Source organism: Mesorhizobium robiniae (assembly GCF_040545535.1).
Taxonomy (GTDB): Bacteria; Pseudomonadota; Alphaproteobacteria; order Rhizobiales; family Rhizobiaceae; genus Mesorhizobium; species Mesorhizobium robiniae.
The window spans coordinates 1-16,468 of sequence record NZ_JBEPMC010000003.1 but is presented as its reverse complement, the minus strand read 5'-3'; the positions used below and the strand labels follow the sequence as shown (position 1 = coordinate 16,468).

Here is a 16,468-nt window from a genome sequence, read left to right as displayed (position 1 = left end):
GATGCATTCTGCCTTTAAAATAGGCGATCCGAAGGCGCTTTGCCATGGCAAGTTTCGGTGGGTTACATGGGCCACGGAGCGGTCGTTAGACTATAGTTGCAAAGGGGGCATTCACACCGCGAATTCAGCGGAAATACTGCCAGCAAAAACCGGCTGCCATGCTGGACTCGACTTCTTGCCCGTGTATTGTTTGCCGCCAAGCCGATCCGGGAAACAGAGCATTTCCCGAACGTCGGTCTGTTGATCCAATAGGGAGGACTTCATGGATCGTCGATCATTCATCCGCAAGGCCGGCGCGACCGGTGTGGGCGCTGCCGCGGCTGCCGCAACGCTTGCCGCTCCGGCTATCGCCCAGTCCAATCCGAAAGTGACGTGGCGCCTTGCGTCGTCCTTCCCGAAATCCCTCGACACGATCTATGGCGGCGCCGAGGTCTTTTCCAAGATGCTATCGGATGCAACCGACGGTAACTTCCAGGTCCAGGTCTTTGCCGCCGGCGAACTGGTGCCCGGCCTGCAGGTCGCTGACGCCACCACCGCCGGCACCGTCGAGGCCTGCCATACGGTGGCATATTATTATTGGGGCAAAGACCCGACATGGGCGTTGGGCGCTGCGGTTCCGTTCTCGCTTAACGCGCGCGGCATCAATGCCTGGCATTACCACGGCGGCGGTATCGACCTGTTCAACGAGTTTCTGGCCACGCAGGGTCTTTTTGGTTTGCCGGGTGGCAATACCGGCGTGCAGATGGGCGGTTGGTTCCGCAAGGAAATCAATACGGTCGCCGATCTTTCGGGTCTCAAGATGCGCATCGGCGGCTTTGCCGGCAAAGTGGTGCAACGGCTCGGCGTCGTGCCGCAGCAGATCGCCGGCGGCGACATCTATCCGGCGCTGGAAAAAGGCACGATCGACGCTGCCGAGTGGGTTGGCCCTTATGACGACGAGAAGCTCGGCTTCTACAAGGTCGCGCCCAACTATTATTATCCCGGCTGGTGGGAAGGCGGGCCGACCGTCCATCTGATGTTCAACAAGGCGAAATACGAGGAGCTTTCGCCGGCCTACAAGGCGCTGGTGCACACCGCCGCACAGGCAGCCGACGCCAACATGCTGCAGAAATACGATTATCTGAATCCGGCAGCCGTGAAGCGGCTGGTGGCTGGGGGTGCCAAATTGCGCCCGTTCAGCCCGGAAATCATGGCGGCCTGCTTCGAAAAAGCGAACGAGGTCTATGCCGAGATGGAAGCCTCCAACGCGCCGTTCAAGAAGATCTGGGACTCGATCAAGGCCTTCCGCAAGGAGCACTATCTCTGGGCACAGGTGGCCGAATACAATTACGACACCTTCATGATGGTCCAGCAGCGCAACGGCAAGCTCTGACATCGGGTTACGGCGCCACCGCCTTCTTAGGACGCGTGGCGCCGTAACACTTGGATTTGCCGGATCAGCGCGGCACCACCAGCACCTTGACTTCACCTGGCGCTGGCGGACTGGCGATCACTGCGACCGCCTCTTCAAGCGTCACCTGCCGTGAGATGAGCTTGTCGATCTCGATCGCGCCCGACGCGATGAGATCGGCGGCCCGGCGATGCGTAAACGGATTTAGGAACGACCCCAAAACCTTCAATTCTCGGAACAGCAGGTCGAAGGGTTCGAATTCTGCCTTCATGCCTTGAGGCGTCACGCCGACGACGACGATTGTGCCGCCGGCCCTGGCGAGCCGCATCGATTGCTCGACGGTTTCTCTAACGCCAGCACATTCGAACACCACATCGACGCCGCCCGGCAGCAGACCCGACGGGCCGACGACCGTGTCGATGATATCGCAAGCACTGGGATCGACCGTCGCTGTTGCACCCAATTCTTTGGCGAGGGCACGTCGCGAGGCCTGGCGCGTCGACAGAATGATTGTGGTCGCACCGGCAAGCCTCGCCAGTTGCACGGTGAGCAGGCCGATCACGCCGCCGCCAAGCACGGCGACCGAGGAGCCGGGCTTTATCTGGGCCAGGTCCACGCCATGCAGGCAGCAGCCAAGCGGCTCGCAGAACGCGCCATGCGTCGGATTGAGGTCTTTCGGAAGGAGGAAGGCCTGCTTCTGAGGCAGCACGACATAGTCGGCGAAGCCGCCGTCGCGGCGGATGCCGATGGCAACCAGATTATGGCAGAGATTGACCCGGCCGGCATGGCAATGCGGGCAACGCCCGCAGGCGATGTTGGGGTCGCCGGTGACGCGATCGCCGACCGAAAAGCCGGACACTGCAGTTCCAATCGCTTCGACGATCCCGGAGAATTCATGTCCGGGCGTCACCGGCGGCGTACAGGGGAATTCGCCGTGGAAAAGATGCCGATCGGTGCCGCAGACGCCGCACGCCTCGATCCGCACCAGGAGATCGTCCGGCCCGGCGGATGGTTTGCCGACCTCGCGTAGGGCAATGCTGCCCACGCCCTCCAGCCGCACCGCTTTCATATCGGTTGCGTCTCGGGCATCAGTTGAAACTCGGTGGCTGGGACAGGTCGGGTGCTGGCGCTGCTGGCTTGGCAGGCGGGGTTTCACCGAAATTCGGCGGCTGCGACAGATCCGGTGCAGGCGCAGTCGGCGCCGTGCCATCCGCCGGGGGTGCGCCAAGCGGCGACAGCCCCGGCGTTTCCGGCACCTGGTAATCGATCGTGCCCGGATCGACTGGCGTGCCCTTGTAATGCATCACCATTTGCGGGAAGGCGATGGTCAACCCGATCATGATGACCTGGATGCAAACGAAGGGAACCGCCCCCCAATAGATCTGGCCGGTGGTCACCGGCGCGATCTGCTTGCCGGTGAGCCGGTCGAGATAGGGCACGCGGGCGGCGACCGAACGTAGGTAGAACAGCGCGAAGCCGAAGGGTGGATGCATGAAACTGGTCTGCATGTTGACGCCGAGCAGCACGCCGAACCAGATCAGGTCGATGCCGAGCTTGTCGGCGGCCGGCGCCAAAAGCGGCACGATAATGAAGGCGAGCTCGAAGAAATCGAGGAAGAAGGCGAGCAAGAAGACGAGGATGTTCACCCCGATCAGGAAGCCGACTTCGCCACCCGGCAGCGAGGTCAGGAGGTGCTCGACCCAGATATGGCCGTTGACGCCGTAGAAGGTCAGCGAGAACACGCGCGCGCCGATCAGGATAAACAGCACGAAGGACGACAGCCGCGTTGTTGAGGCCAGCGCCTGCTTGATCACATCCAGTGACAGCCGCCCCTTCATCGCCGCCATGACCAGCGCGCCGACAGCGCCCATGGCGCCGCCCTCGGTTGGTGTGGCGATGCCCAGAAAGATGGTGCCCAGCACCAGGAAGATCAGCGCCAGCGGCGGGATCAGCACGATGATCACCTGCTGCGCCAGCCGCGACATCATGTTGATCTTCAGGCGCTGGTCGGCGATCGCCACGACATAGATCAAGACCACGCCGATAGTGGCGCCGAGAATGTCGGCGTTTTGACCCTGCGAGGGCGCAAGATAGCGATAGGCCGCGTAGGAAACCACGACCGTCGCCAGCACTGCCACCAGCAACGACAAGATGCCGTGGCCGAGCGTGCGGGCCTCCAGCGGCAGTGCCGGCATCGACTTCGGCCGGACAATCGACATGATCAGGATATAAAGGGTGTAGAGGCCGGTGAGCACCAGGCCGGGGATCAGCGCACCCGCATACATGTCGCCAACCGAGCGACCAAGCTGGTCGGCCAAAACGATCAGCACCAGCGACGGCGGAATGATCTGGGCCAGCGTCCCCGATGCGGCAATGACACCGGACGCCACGCGCCGGTCATAGCCGTAGCGCAGCATGATCGGCAGCGAGATCAGCCCCATGGCGATGACGGAAGCAGCCACCACACCCGTCGTTGCGGCAAGCAGCGCGCCGACGAAGATCACGGCATAGGCGAGGCCGCCGCGGATCGGCCCGAACAATTGGCCGATCGTATCCAGCAGGTCCTCGGCCATGCCCGATCGTTCGAGCACGATTCCCATGAAGGTGAAGAACGGGATGGCCAGCAGCGTGTCGTTCGACATCACCCGGCTGCCGTAGAAATTGTCCGGCAGTGCGTGCAGCAGCGGCCAGGCGAGATTGATCGAGCCGCCCGAATAGGGCGACAGGAGGACGCCGATAAAGAAGAACAGCAGGCCGTTGGCGGCGAGCGAAAACGCGACCGGATAGCCGATCAGCATGAAGACGATCAGCGAGGCGAACATGATCGGTGCCATGTTCTGCGCGATGAACTCGATCACGAGCGCACCTCTTCAGCGAGCGCCTTCGCCTCAAGTTCGGCCTGCTCATGCACCGATATGAACGGAGTGGGATCATCCATGTCACCACGCATGATGGCGATCTTCTTGATGATTTCCGAGATTCCCTGGAGCGCCAGCAGGAAAAAGCCGACCAGCAGGATCGCCTTTGCCGGCCAGATGATCAGCCCGCCGGAATTGTTCGACATTTCGCCGCTGCGAAACGACAGCGATACGTAGGGAACGAAATAGATCACCATCAGTGTCACAAACGGCATCAGGAAGAAGAGGTGACCGAGAAGGTCGATCCAGTGCTGTACGCGACGCGAGAACATGCCGTAGACGATGTCGATGCGGATATGGTCGTTCTGCTTCAGCGTGTAGGCTGCGGCCAGCATGAAGGCGGCGCCGAACAAATACCACTGCAGTTCCAGCCAGGCGTTCGACGACATGTCGAACGTCTTGCGGATAACCGCATTGGCGGCGCTGACCAGAATTGCCAGCAGGATCAGCCACGACACCCATCTGCCGATGAATTCGTTCACACGATCAATGGTTCTGGATAGAGCGAGAAGCCCTGCCATACATTCCTCCCTTTACGCATCGGCACGATGTGTCACTCAAAGCGTCAGCAGCGGCCCGTTCCCGCTTGTTTTTCGACGCGCCGCTGTGGCCCAACGGTATGCCGTGCGTGGCCCGGCGGGTCAACACAGGGCAGACCGAGTAAAACAATCTTGTGGGATGAGGAAGGGGCGAAACCGCCGCATGACTAGCGCATGACCCCGAAAATCGGAATCGATTTTCGCTGGGATCATGCGCAAAATCAAAGTACTACAGCGTCCTTTGCGCGTCCGAGAGGACGCGCGGCGCTGTAGACGTCATGCAACCAAAGTCTACTCAGGTCCGATGCAATCAGACAATCTTGCTCTGGTCGCGGCCGGTGCCGATCAGCACCAGCATGGCGACCAGGAATAGATACATCCAGGCGTCGCGCCACTCGACCGGGAAATAGCCGGCCCACAGCGATTCGGCCATGCCAAAGGCGGCAGCGCCAAGTGCGGCCCGCAACGGCGAAAGATAGCCGCCCACCGCCGTCACGAACAGGATTTTCAGCCCGTAGACCAGGCCGGAGCCGAAGCTGACATTGCCGTAGTAAAGGCCGGCAAGGACACCGGCCAGCGCCGCGCAAAGGCCGCCGGCGAGCACCGCGTGCCGAAACACCGTACGCACGTCGACGCCGCACATGGCTGCGGCCTTGGGATCGTCGGACACGGCGCGCCAACGCCGCCCGAAGCTCGAATGGGCCAACGCCCAGGCGGCGAGCCCGATGGTTGCCGCGACGGTCGCGCAGTCGAGCAACTGTATGAACGTCAGCGTGGCATTGAAATTATGCCCTCGCGCGAAAATGATGGGCTGGGCCAGCATTGGCGGCAGCCACAGGTCGTGGGTGTTGGCGGCAATGCGGCTTGCCTCCGACAGGAGCAGCAATATGCCCAGCGTCGTCACCACGATCGCATTGGGCGTGCGGTCGGCCAGCGGCTCGAAGATGCTACGCGACAAGACATGGCTGATCAGTGCCGCATACAGGAATGCCGAGACAATGCCGAGCACAACGGCCGCGAATAGGGTCAGCCACAGGGCCTGATAGCCGAAGGCTGCGGTGAGGATCATCGTCTGTCCGCAAAACGCGAACAGCGCGCCATAGGCGAGATTCGTCCGGTGCAGGACGCCATTGGTCAGCACATATCCGAAGGCGAGCAGTGCGTAGAGCGCGCCGGAATGCAGCCCGTTCAGGACCTGCTGGAAGAAATAGAGCATGCGAATTTCCTTGGATCGCGGAAAACCGCGCCCATGCGGAGCAGATTTGCATCGGGGAATCTAACTTGTCAAATGCGATTCATCGGTTAGAAATAGCCTCATGACGGTTTCATGGACCCCGCACCGCTTCACCGGCGGCATGCTTGCGCTCGACACGGCGAATACGGTCGTGCTGCGGTGTGATCCTCAGAAAACCTTCGATCGGTTCAAGGATACCGCCGAGATCGCCCGTTTTGCCGACGCGGCAAGCCGCTATCGCGCCGCCGAGCTTGGCGGCAGGCGGCTCGAAGCGCCGTTGCCGGACAAGATTGCGCCGGTCGTGCTGTCGATCCGCGAGACGACCGACCGGCTGTTTCGTGGTGCGGTGTTGAAAGGTGCGGTCGCCACAGCCGATCTGCCTGACTTCCTTGAAGCCTGCGCCGCGGGTCTCGCGCACAGCCGCACCGAGATCGGTGCGCCGGGACGGCCGTTCGGCGATGCGGCGACGCCCATCGCTTTCGAGGCGGCACTGGCGATTTCCGCACTGTCGCTGCTGCAAGGTGGCACCATCGCAAGGCTGAGGATCTGCCCGAATTGCACCTGGCTGTTCGTCGACAGAAGCCGCAATTCCAGCCGTCTTTGGTGCGACATGGCGGTTTGCGGCAACCGCCAGAAGGCGAGCCGCCACTATCGCCGCCGTCGAACGGCAGCCGGAGGCATAACCAATGTCTAGAAAAATCTTGCACGCGATCGTCGCTGGCGCCGCGCTCGTGGCAGCGGCAACGCTCGGCGCCTGCCGCGACACAGGCAAGGACGGCGAAGGCAGATTGTTCGAGATTTCCGGCAAGCTGTTCGTCTTCAACTATCGCCTCGCAAGGGCGACCTATGTCGTCACGCTGAGACCGTTGCGGCCGATGGAGGAAGGGCAAGTCGCCGTCGCCAGCTTTCAGAATCCGGCCGGCGGCGAGCCGCTGATCGTCGAACAGAAAATCTGGCCGAAGCTCGGCAAGGTGTCGCTGGAGAGCCCGGCACTTTTCTGCATCGTCAAGGACAAGCCCTATGCGATTGCGATCAGCATCAAGAATGCCGACGGTACGGTTCTCCAGAAGATCGACACCACGCTGATGTCGACCCAGGACCAGTCGGTCCTGCCCGACCGGCCGCTGGTCATCGATCAACTCTATACGCCCAACCCCGAGCTTGCCGGCCATCCTGACGGCAAGCTGCCGGGTGCGCCTAAGCCCGACTGTCCGAAGGCCGGCTGACGCCTCACTGCCGGTATCGGCTGCGGCCGAAATTTTCCTGCGCTGTCCGGTCATCCGGTGCGCGACCTGATACGCTGCCAGCCCTTCACCGGATTGTTTGTTGCGCATCGCCTGGCATCTTCGATTTCGTTTGACCTGTCCGGCAAGGGAAGAAAGACTGATCCATCCAGCTCCGACGTTGGCCGCGCCTGAATGCGGTCTCCGCAGAGGAAGTGCCTGATGACGCTGCATGAAGTTGCGCTCGACGACAAGTTCGACCTGGGAAAGGAGCGCATCTTCCTTTCAGGGGCACAGGCGGTCATCCGCATGCTTTTGATGCAGCGCGAGCGCGACCGCCGGGCCGGCCTGAACACCGCCGGCTTCGTCTCCGGCTATCGCGGTTCGCCGCTCGGCGGCCTCGACATGCAGCTTTGGAAGGCCAGGAAGCAGCTCGCCCAGTCGGACATCGTCTTCCAGCCCGGTCTCAACGAGGAACTCGCGGCCACGGCCTGCTGGGGGTCGCAGCAGGCCGAATTGCTGGGTGAGGGCACGCATGACGGCGTCTTTTCGGTCTGGTACGGCAAGGGGCCGGGCGTCGATCGCTCCGGCGACGTCTTCCGCCATGCCAATCTCGCCGGCTCGTCCAGATATGGTGGCGTGCTTGCCTTGATGGGCGACGACCACATGGCCGAATCCTCGACCAACGCGCACGCGACCGAGTTCCTGTTCGTCGACACGATGGTGCCGATCCTCAACCCGGCCGGTGTCCAGGAGATCATCGACTACGGGCTCTACGGCTTTGCCATGTCGCGTTTCGCCGGCACCTGGGCGGCGATCAAATGCGTCAAGGACAACGTCGAATCGACGGCCTCGGTCGATGTCGCGCTCGAACGGCTTGATATCGTCGTCCCGGACTTCGACATGCCGCCCGGCGGCCTCAACATTCGCAATGAGATCGACATGCTCGGCCAGGAGGAGCGGCTGCATGAATATAAGCGCGCCGCCGCTTCGGCCTTTATCCATGCCAACCGGCTGAACCGGATCGTCTATTCGGGTGGACGTGCCCCGAAGCTGGGCATCGTCACCATCGGCAAGAGCTATCTCGACGTTCGCCAGGCGTTGGAAGATATCGGCGTCGACGAGGCCGCCGCCAACCGCATCGGTATCAGGCTGTTCAAGATCGGCTGCCCTTGGCCGCTCGACCTGCACCACATCGCCGACTTCGCTCGCGGCCTCGACACCATCGTCGTCGTCGAGGAGAAACGCTCGCTGATCGAGGTGCAACTGCGCGAGAACCTTTACGGCACCGCCACGCAGCCGGTTATCGTCGGCAAGAAGGACGAGCGCGGCGACGGGCTGTTCCCGGCCAAGGGCGCGCTCGATCCCAATGACATCGCCATAGCGCTCGGCGAGAGAATCTTGCGAACGATCGGGCCGTCGGAAGAGATTGCCGCGCGGGTAGCGAAACTTCGCCAGTTCCAGGCAATGCTCGCCGACACGTCGGACATCGCCTCGCGCACGCCCTTCTTCTGCTCCGGCTGCCCGCACAATTCCTCGACCAAGGTGCCCGACGGTTCGCTCGCTGCCGCCGGCATCGGTTGCCATTTCATGGCGCTGTGGATGGACCGCAACACCGTCGGTTTCACCGCTATGGGCGGCGAGGGTGCGCAATGGGTCGGCCAGGCGCCGTTCTCTAAACGCGACCATATCTTCCAGAATCTCGGCGACGGCACCTACAACCACTCTGGTGCGCTGGCGATCCGCTTTGCGCTGTCGACCGACGCCAACATCACCTACAAGATCCTCTACAACGACGCTGTCGCCATGACCGGCGGCCAGCCGCACGAGGGCGGCCTGACCGTGGATATGATCGCCAGGCAGGTGCGGGCCGAGGGCGTCGAGCGTATCGCCATCGTCACCGACGAGCCGGACAAATATGCCGGCAAGGTCGAATTCCCCGCTGGCGCCACCATCCATCACCGCGACGATCTCGACCTCGTCCAGCGCGAATTGCGCGCGGTCAGCGGCACATCCGTGCTGATCTACGATCAGACCTGCGCTGCCGAAAAGCGCCGCCGCCGCAAGCGCGGCACCTTCCCCGATCCAGACAAGCGCGTCTTCATCAATGAACTGGTCTGCGAAGGCTGCGGCGACTGCGGGGTGCAGTCGAATTGCGTGTCGATCCAGCCGGTCGAGACCGAATTCGGCCGCAAGCGCAGGATCGACCAGTCGAGCTGCAACAAGGATTTCTCCTGTATCAACGGGTTCTGCCCGTCCTTCGTCACCGTGCATGGCGCAAAGATCAGGAAGGCCGAGGGTATTGCCGGCACGACCGACCCGCTCGACGGCGTGCCCGGGCCCGTTGAATTCCCGCTCGGCGAACAAGGCTGGGCGGCGATCATCGACGGCGTCGGCGGCACCGGCGTTGTCACCATCGGCGCGGTGCTCGGCATGGCGGCCCATCTCGAAGACAAGGGCTGCGGCATGATTGACATGGCCGGCCTTGCCCAGAAGGGCGGCTCGGTGTTCACCCATGTCCGCATCGCGCGCCGCCCGGACGATATCCATGCCATCCGCGTTTCGGCTGGGAAGGCCGACCTCGTGCTTGGCTGCGATCTCGTCGTGTCGGGCGCCCAAAAGGTGCTCGCCGCGGTGCGCGAGGGCCATACGATCTTCCTCGCCAACACCGCCGAGATCATGCCCGGCGAGTTTACCCGTTCGGCGGATTTCTCGCTGCCTGTCGAGCGGCTGAAAAAGGCGATCCGCACTGCCGCGGGCGACGACAAGGCGCATTTCTTCGACGCCACCCGCACCGCCACCGCGCTGTTCGGCAGTTCGCTCGGCGCCAACATGTTCATGCTCGGCTTCGCCTTCCAGCATGGCGGTTTGCCGTTGTCGGCCGAGGCAGTCGAAAAGGCGATCGAGCTCAACGGCCAGGCCGTGGCGATGAACGTCTCAGCCTTCCGCTGGGGCCGTCGCGCCGCCCACCAGCCGGATTTCGTCCGCGGCCTCGTGGCCCAGCCAGGCAAGACTGCACAGACAGCCGCTGTCGCCGACACACTGGACGACATTGTCGCCCGCCGTGTCGCCTTCCTCACCGCCTATCAGGACGCCGCTTATGGCAAGCGCTATGCCGACAGATTGGCCGCGCTGCGCAAGGCCGAAGCCAGGGCGGTGCCGGGTTCGACCGATGTGACCGAGGCCGCAGCTAGGAACCTGTTCAAGCTGATGGCAATCAAGGACGAATACGAGGTGGCGAGGCTCTACACCGATGGCTCCTTCGTCGCCGAGCTGGGCAAGCAGTTCCAGAGCTACGACAAACTCGAATTCCATCTCGCGCCGCCGATCATGGGCAGGCGCGGCAAGGACGGCAAGCCGAGGAAGTCGAGCTTCGGTCCCTGGATGATGAAGGGGTTCCGCCTGCTGGCAGCGATGAAAGCCTTGCGCGGCACGGTTTTCGACGTGTTCGGCTACAGCACGGAAAGGCGTATGGAGCGGCAGCTTCTTGCGCAGTACGAGGCCGACCTGGAGCTTATCGCCGGCGCACTGGCGCCGGGCAAGGTCGAGGCCGCGGCAGCGCTTGCCTCGGTGCCGGCGCTCATTCGCGGCTATGGTCACGTCAGGCAAGCCAGTGCCGAAAAGGCCGCTGGCGAGCGGCAGAGGCTGCTCGATCGCCTGGGAAAGACGCCGGTGCGGTCGCAACTGCAAGCCGCCGAGTGAGCGATAGGCCCTGCTTACCGTGAAGAATGATTTCCTGCCTTACGCAAGGTCAACTGGAAATCGTGGCAGGGCTCGAAACGGCCTCTCTAAACCTTTCTTAAGGCGAATGTGACACAGCTTGGCTCCCCAGGGTTGGGATTCAGGCGTGAATCTGAACAGAAAAAACGAGATCCCGGTCGACGTCTACATCCCGTTCGTGGAAACTCTGTTTCGCGACGTGTTGACGCTGGCCATTGGATTCTCTGCCCAAACCCTGCTGGTGGTGCTGGTCTACTGGAAAACCAGGGATCCGACCTACCTCGCGGTGGCCGCCGGATTGCTGATCGTCGCCTTCTTGCGCCTGCGCAATATGAGGAAATACCGCCGCGCCCCACCACCGAAGAATTGGGAGGAGGCGCGCCGCCGCGAGAATGATTACATTCTCTACGGCTCCATGCACGGTTTCATGTTGGGTGCCTTCTGTTTCGCCGGCATCTACCTGGCGCATGACAACTATGCTGAAATAGCCGCCGTCTGCGTTACGCTGGCGTCCGCCACGGCCATAGCCGGCCGCAATTACGGCTCGCCGAGGATGGTCATGATCTTCATCATGACCATGACGTGGTCGATCTCGCTGGGCTTCATCCTGCGTGGCGATGTCTATCATGTCATACTCGGTCTGATGTCGGCTCCCTTCCTGTTCGCGATCAAGCGCTTTGCCGATGTGGTCAGGGAGGTGCTTTTCGCCGCTCTGTCAGAAGAAAAAAAGGCGAACCGCATCGCCCAGCGCTTCAATCGGGCGCTGAACACCATGTCGCATGGGCTTGTCATGCTCGGTCCCGACGGCCGGGTGGCGGTGGCCAATGCCGAAGCCGCGCATCTGATGTCGCTCAAATCGCCCGACGTGCTGCTCGGGCGATCGATCCATGGTTTGCTAATGCGGGGCGTTGCCGGAGGCATGCTGGCGCCGAAGGACTGCCGCTACATCGAAGCCCAGCTGACACGCGCCCTGCGCGAAGGCCGCGACCGCAAGGTTCTCGTCTCGCTTGCCAACGGACAGCATTATGAGTTCTCGGCGCGCGAAGGCAGTCAGGAGCTGGGCGTCATCACCTTCGAGGATGTGACGGCCCGCGTCGAGGCGGAAGATAAGATCCGCTTCATGGCGCGTTACGACAACCTCACCGGTCTGCCCAACCGCGCGTACTTCCACGAGCTGATCGGAGAGGCGATGGCCTCAGGCGATCTCGAGCGTCTGTGCGGGCTCGCCGTGCTCGACCTCGACGACTTCAAGAGCGTCAACGACACGCTTGGCCATCCGGTCGGCGACGGATTGATCTACGCCGTCGCCGAGCGGCTGGCGGCGGTCGCTGGACCAGGCATCACCGTCAGCCGTTTTGGCGGCGACGAGTTCATGATCTTCTTCGACCGCATCGAGGGCGAAAACCACCTGATCAGCCAACTCGACGCGATTTTCGTCGACCTGCAGGGCGAGGTCGACGTCGCCGGCCATGGACTGCGCATTCAGGCCAGCGGTGGCGCGGTGCTGTCGCGGGTCAAGGATACCGATGTCGACGCCATGATCGTCAAGGCGGACCTCGCACTCTACAAGGCCAAGGAACTCGGCAAGAACACTTGGCGGCTGTTCGAGGCATCGATGGACGCCGCTTTCCGCAACCGCCAGCTGATGAAGGCGGATCTGCGCACCGCGGTGGAAAGCAAGGGGTTGCGGGTGGTCTATCAGCCGATCGTGGCGATGAGCACGATGCGCATAGACAGTTGCGAGGCGCTGTGCCGTTGGGACCACCCCGATCTCGGGCCGATCTCGCCCGGTGTCTTCATTCCACTGGCGGAAGAAATGGGCATTATTTCCGAGATCAGCACCTTTGTCCTACTTGCGGCGTGCACCGAATGCGCCAAATGGCCCGCACAGACCAGTGTCTCGGTCAATCTCTCAGCCAAGGACTTCCGTAACCGCGACGTCGTCCAGAAGGTTAGCGATGCGCTCGCCAGTTCCGGTCTCGCCCCCGGTCGCCTGGAGATCGAGGTCACCGAGACGGCGCTGCTCGACGACAAGTCGCAGACGCGTCAATATATCGAGGAATTGAGGCGGCTTGGCGTGCGCATAGCGCTCGACGATTTCGGCACCGGCTATTCGAGCCTGAGCTATCTCCACAAACTGCCGCTCGACAAGATCAAGATCGACCGTTCGTTCCTGATGGATGTCACCCAGAACAGCCGTTCGCTCGAACTGCTCAAAGGCATCGTCAATCTGTCACGGCCGCTGGGGCTTTCGGTCACCGTCGAAGGCGTCGAAACCTTCGAGCAGCTCAAGATCCTGGCGCTGGAGGTCAAGCCGGATCTCGTCCAGGGTTTTCTATTCGGTTCAGCGCTCAGCGCGTCCGGCATCGAGACCATGTCGAACACGGTTTGGCCCTTCGCCAAGGACATCAAGACGGCCCGGAAGTCGACGCGTCGATGATTTCTGTCGGTAGAAAACATCGTACTTTAGTACAATTATCTCAATTATTAACCTTAATGACTGGTAAATGATCCCTATCTTGTTTTCATCTTTACATCGTACGACCCTGCCTTAGTGTCGGTTGCGGGGGTAGTTTACGGGGTTCGGGTTCATGGTTGTTGAGTTGACTTCGCCTCGCCAGGCGGCGAGCGCGGACGGGAGTGATGCGTCTGACGCCATGTCTGGCTTTGCCAGGAATGTTTCGGCGATGCTCGAGCGCACCGAGTACCGCCGATGCGACAAGGGCGAAGACCTCGAAGACATCTACAGGTTGCGCTACAAGTCCTATCGTCTGAGCGATATGGTCCCGGAAAATCCCGACCATATTGTGCATGATGAGCTCGACGAAGCGGCCAATTGCTCGAAGTTCGGAATGTATATCGACGGCGTTCTAGTCAGCACGCTACGCATTCACCATGCCAGCGGCGCCACGCCGCAGTCGCCTTCCACGACAGTCTATGGTGACATATTGCACCCCATGCTGGCGTCTGGTGCACATTTCGTTGACCCCAGCCGCTTTGCCGCCGATCCGGACTGGTCGCGGGTCTATCCGCAGATTCCATATCTGACGCTACGCCTCGCTGGCATGGCATGTTTCTACTTCGACGCGCCTTATTGCCTCTCCACCATCCGCCCGGAACATGCAGGCTTCTACCGTCGCATTTACTGTTCCGAGCAGATCGGCGAGTTACGCGACTATCCGGGCTTGAATTATAAGGTCGTGCTCTACCGCGCCAACGTCAGCGCCATCCGCGAGCGGTCTTTCTCACGGTTTCCGTTCTTCCGGTCGACACCGATGGAGCAGCGGATGCTGTTCGAAGCGCTTAGCGCCGGCGAACTCGCGCCGCTGACCATCCTGCCCACTGCCAAGTATTTTCGCGAAGCCGCCTGATGTACACCGGCCAGAGGTGCGCAGCGATTTCCGACCGGCGATAGGCATCAAAACAGAGATGCGATATGTAGCATTTTTAGAACCGGCCGGAGCTTTCCGGCCGCTTCGGCGTTCTGCCAAGCGCGCCGGTGGCGCATGAACGACGTCGACCCGCATGGGGTTGGCGCAATTATCGAAAGGAACCGACATGACCATTTCCACGCTCGCACTCACGCCGCTGATCTCGCTGATTGCCGGCGTGCTGATCCTGGTGATGCCGCGGCTCCTCAACTATATCGTTGCGCTCTATCTGATCGTCGTCGGCCTGCTTGGGCTGTTTCCGCAGCTCGCCGGCTGAAAATGCCGGCTGGCGCGGGCGCGCGTTGGCCGGCAAGCAAGCGCGAGGTGGCAGCCGCTGGTCGCCTCCGGCGCGTCGTCCTGCGCCGGGCAGCTTCAACTTTTCTTTGACGCTGTTGTCTTCGCCGATGCGGCAATAGCGCCATTGCCCTCAGCCTGGCTTTTCGCTATGTGCCTGAAAGATGTCTTCGAAGGGGTATTCCTATGGCTGATCATGCGCCGACCGGTCCTGTCGAACTGGGCGCGAAGATGGACTATGCCGAGCATGACCGCACCTATGCCGGCTTTGTCATGCTCGCCAAATACGGTTCGCTCTTTTGCGCCGCCGTGCTTCTGGCAATGGCTTTCGGCTTCTTTGCGGGCGGCTTCTTCTCGGCGTTCATCCTGTTCGTTCTGATCCTCGCCGTCGGCGCTTTCATTCTCAGGTAAGTTCTTCAAACCCCCTTGCTCGTGACATCGCCGGAGATCCGGCCGGCGTCCTGCGCAGACAGGTTCCAGCCGAAAGGATCATGCGGTGGGACAGACGGTTTTCATCCCTCGTGAGCTCGATGCGAACGAGCCGCGCATTGCGGCCTCGCCCGACACGGTGAAGCGGCTGGCGGGGCTGGGGCTCGACGTGATCGTCGAAAGCGGCGCCGGAACGGCATCGCGCATTCCCGACGAGGAATTCGCCAAGGCCGGCGCTGTGATCGGTAAGGCCGGCGATGTCGCCAAGGCCGATGTGGTGCTGAAGGTGCGCCGGCCCAGCGAAGTGGAACTGAAGGCCTATCGTGCGGGCACTGCCGTCATCGCCATCATGGACCCCTACGGCAACGACGCCGCGGTCGCAGCACTTGCCAAAGCCGGTGTCACCGCCTTCTCGATGGAATTCATGCCGCGCATCACCCGCGCCCAGTCCATGGACGTCCTGTCCAGCCAAGCCAACCTTGCCGGCTACCAGGCGGTGATCGACGCAGCTGCCGAATATGACCGGGCGCTGCCGATGATGATGACGGCAGCCGGCACGGTACCGGCGGCGAAAGCCTTCATCATGGGCGTCGGCGTCGCCGGCCTGCAGGCAATCGCCACCGCAAGACGGCTCGGCGCCGTCGTCACAGCCACCGATGTGCGTCCTGCCGCCAAGGAACAGGTTGCGTCGCTCGGCGCAAAATTCCTGGCGGTCGAGGACGAGGAGTTCAAGGCGGCCGAGACCGCTGGCGGCTATGCCAAGGAAATGTCGAAGGAGTATCAGGCCAAGCAGGCGGCGCTGACCGCCGAGCATATCGCCAAGCAGGACATCGTCATCACCACGGCGCTGATCCCCGGCCGTCCGGCGCCGAAGCTGGTTTCGGCCGCGATGGTTGCCTCGATGAAGGCGGGCTCGGTGATCGTCGATCTCGCGGTTGAGCGCGGCGGCAACGTCGAAGGAGCCGTGCCCGGGCAGGTGGTGACCACGGCCAACGGGGTAAAAATCGTCGGCCACCTCAACGTACCGGGTCGCGTCGCGGCATCCGCCTCGCTGCTCTACGCCAGGAACCTCTTTGCCTTCCTCGAGACGCTGGTCGACAAGGCCACGAAGACGCTTTCCATCAACCGCGACGACGATCTGGTCAAGGCGACGATGCTGACCGATGGCGGCCAGGTCGTGCATCCGGCTTTCGTCAGGGTTGAGCAAGCGCCGCGTGTCGAACCGCCGGCGATCCCGGCCAAAACGATGGTCGCCGACGCTTCCGCCAAACCGGCTGCTGCAAAGAAGGC

13 protein-coding genes are annotated in these 16,468 nt (G+C 62.1%); 9 read left to right on the top strand and 4 right to left on the bottom strand.

What is annotated here, in order from left to right; all coding sequences use genetic code 11:
- The first annotated feature begins 262 nt into the window (after window positions 1-262).
- Window positions 263-1,372 carry a TRAP transporter substrate-binding protein gene (locus ABID19_RS08190; RefSeq protein ID WP_354489540.1) on the top strand — a complete coding sequence of 370 codons (1,110 nt, stop codon included), beginning with the start codon at window positions 263-265 and terminating at the stop codon, window positions 1,370-1,372.
- A 64-nt stretch (window positions 1,373-1,436) separates the two neighbouring features.
- Here ABID19_RS08190 and ABID19_RS08185 read toward each other — a convergent pair whose 3' ends face one another.
- The 4 genes from ABID19_RS08185 to ABID19_RS08170 form a co-directional block, all read right to left on the bottom strand.
- Window positions 1,437-2,459, bottom strand: a complete 1,023-nt coding sequence (locus ABID19_RS08185) for a zinc-dependent alcohol dehydrogenase family protein (RefSeq protein ID WP_354489538.1) — start codon at window positions 2,457-2,459, stop codon at window positions 1,437-1,439.
- A gap of 19 nt (window positions 2,460-2,478) precedes the next feature.
- The gene (locus ABID19_RS08180) at window positions 2,479-4,248 is read right to left on the bottom strand and encodes a TRAP transporter large permease (RefSeq protein WP_354489536.1); all 1,770 of its coding nucleotides are present in this window, start codon (window positions 4,246-4,248) and stop codon (window positions 2,479-2,481) included.
- Window positions 4,245-4,829, bottom strand: coding sequence for a TRAP transporter small permease subunit (locus ABID19_RS08175; protein WP_065006078.1), 585 nt, complete (start codon window positions 4,827-4,829; stop codon window positions 4,245-4,247). The genes ABID19_RS08180 and ABID19_RS08175 overlap by 4 nt, the downstream gene beginning before the upstream one ends.
- 328 nt (window positions 4,830-5,157) lie before the next feature.
- Complete coding sequence (locus ABID19_RS08170; RefSeq protein ID WP_354489534.1) at window positions 5,158-6,063, bottom strand: branched-chain amino acid ABC transporter permease; 906 nt, start codon at window positions 6,061-6,063, stop codon at window positions 5,158-5,160.
- 100 nt (window positions 6,064-6,163) lie between these two features.
- Here ABID19_RS08170 and ABID19_RS08165 point away from each other — a divergent pair, with 100 nt between their 5' ends.
- The 8 genes from ABID19_RS08165 to ABID19_RS08130 all read left to right on the top strand — a co-directional run.
- Window positions 6,164-6,775, top strand: a complete 612-nt coding sequence (locus ABID19_RS08165) for a CGNR zinc finger domain-containing protein (RefSeq protein ID WP_354489532.1) — start codon at window positions 6,164-6,166, stop codon at window positions 6,773-6,775.
- Window positions 6,768-7,307: a hypothetical protein gene (locus tag ABID19_RS08160; protein ID WP_354489530.1), complete on the top strand. Its 540-nt coding sequence runs from the start codon at window positions 6,768-6,770 to the stop codon at window positions 7,305-7,307. The genes ABID19_RS08165 and ABID19_RS08160 overlap by 8 nt, the downstream gene beginning before the upstream one ends.
- Window positions 7,308-7,526: 219 nt before the next feature.
- Window positions 7,527-11,006 carry an indolepyruvate ferredoxin oxidoreductase family protein gene (locus ABID19_RS08155; protein WP_354489528.1) on the top strand — a complete coding sequence of 1,160 codons (3,480 nt, stop codon included), beginning with the start codon at window positions 7,527-7,529 and terminating at the stop codon, window positions 11,004-11,006.
- Between the two features lie 145 nt (window positions 11,007-11,151).
- Entirely contained in the window at window positions 11,152-13,464 is a 2,313-nt protein-coding gene (locus tag ABID19_RS08150; RefSeq protein WP_354489526.1) for a putative bifunctional diguanylate cyclase/phosphodiesterase, read from the top strand.
- A gap of 151 nt (window positions 13,465-13,615) precedes the next feature.
- Window positions 13,616-14,395: an N-acyl amino acid synthase FeeM domain-containing protein gene (locus tag ABID19_RS08145; protein ID WP_435528702.1), complete on the top strand. Its 780-nt coding sequence runs from the start codon at window positions 13,616-13,618 to the stop codon at window positions 14,393-14,395.
- Between the two features lie 187 nt (window positions 14,396-14,582).
- Window positions 14,583-14,732, top strand: coding sequence for a DUF3096 domain-containing protein (locus ABID19_RS08140; RefSeq protein WP_065006071.1), 150 nt, complete (start codon window positions 14,583-14,585; stop codon window positions 14,730-14,732).
- Window positions 14,733-14,935: 203 nt separating this feature from the next.
- Entirely contained in the window at window positions 14,936-15,160 is a 225-nt protein-coding gene (locus tag ABID19_RS08135) for an aa3-type cytochrome c oxidase subunit IV (RefSeq protein WP_352926501.1), read from the top strand.
- An 85-nt stretch (window positions 15,161-15,245) separates the two neighbouring features.
- The coding region (locus tag ABID19_RS08130) for a Re/Si-specific NAD(P)(+) transhydrogenase subunit alpha (RefSeq protein ID WP_354489521.1) at window positions 15,246-16,468 on the top strand (1,223 nt) is incomplete at its 3' end.

Excerpts from the sequence above, each read along its gene's own strand:
- ABID19_RS08190 (WP_354489540.1), top strand. The coding sequence starts at position 263 with ATGGATCGTCGATCATTCATCCGCAAGGCCGGCGCGACCGGTGTGGGC.
- ABID19_RS08185 (WP_354489538.1), bottom strand. The coding sequence starts at position 2,459 with ATGAAAGCGGTGCGGCTGGAGGGCGTGGGCAGCATTGCCCTACGCGAG.
- ABID19_RS08175 (WP_065006078.1), bottom strand. The coding sequence starts at position 4,829 with ATGGCAGGGCTTCTCGCTCTATCCAGAACCATTGATCGTGTGAACGAA.
- ABID19_RS08170 (WP_354489534.1), bottom strand. The coding sequence starts at position 6,063 with ATGCTCTATTTCTTCCAGCAGGTCCTGAACGGGCTGCATTCCGGCGCG.
- ABID19_RS08165 (WP_354489532.1), top strand. The coding sequence starts at position 6,164 with ATGACGGTTTCATGGACCCCGCACCGCTTCACCGGCGGCATGCTTGCG.
- ABID19_RS08160 (WP_354489530.1), top strand. The coding sequence starts at position 6,768 with ATGTCTAGAAAAATCTTGCACGCGATCGTCGCTGGCGCCGCGCTCGTG.
- ABID19_RS08155 (WP_354489528.1), top strand. The coding sequence starts at position 7,527 with ATGACGCTGCATGAAGTTGCGCTCGACGACAAGTTCGACCTGGGAAAG.
- ABID19_RS08145 (WP_435528702.1), top strand. The coding sequence starts at position 13,616 with ATGGTTGTTGAGTTGACTTCGCCTCGCCAGGCGGCGAGCGCGGACGGG.
- ABID19_RS08140 (WP_065006071.1), top strand. The coding sequence starts at position 14,583 with ATGACCATTTCCACGCTCGCACTCACGCCGCTGATCTCGCTGATTGCC.
- ABID19_RS08135 (WP_352926501.1), top strand. The coding sequence starts at position 14,936 with ATGGCTGATCATGCGCCGACCGGTCCTGTCGAACTGGGCGCGAAGATG.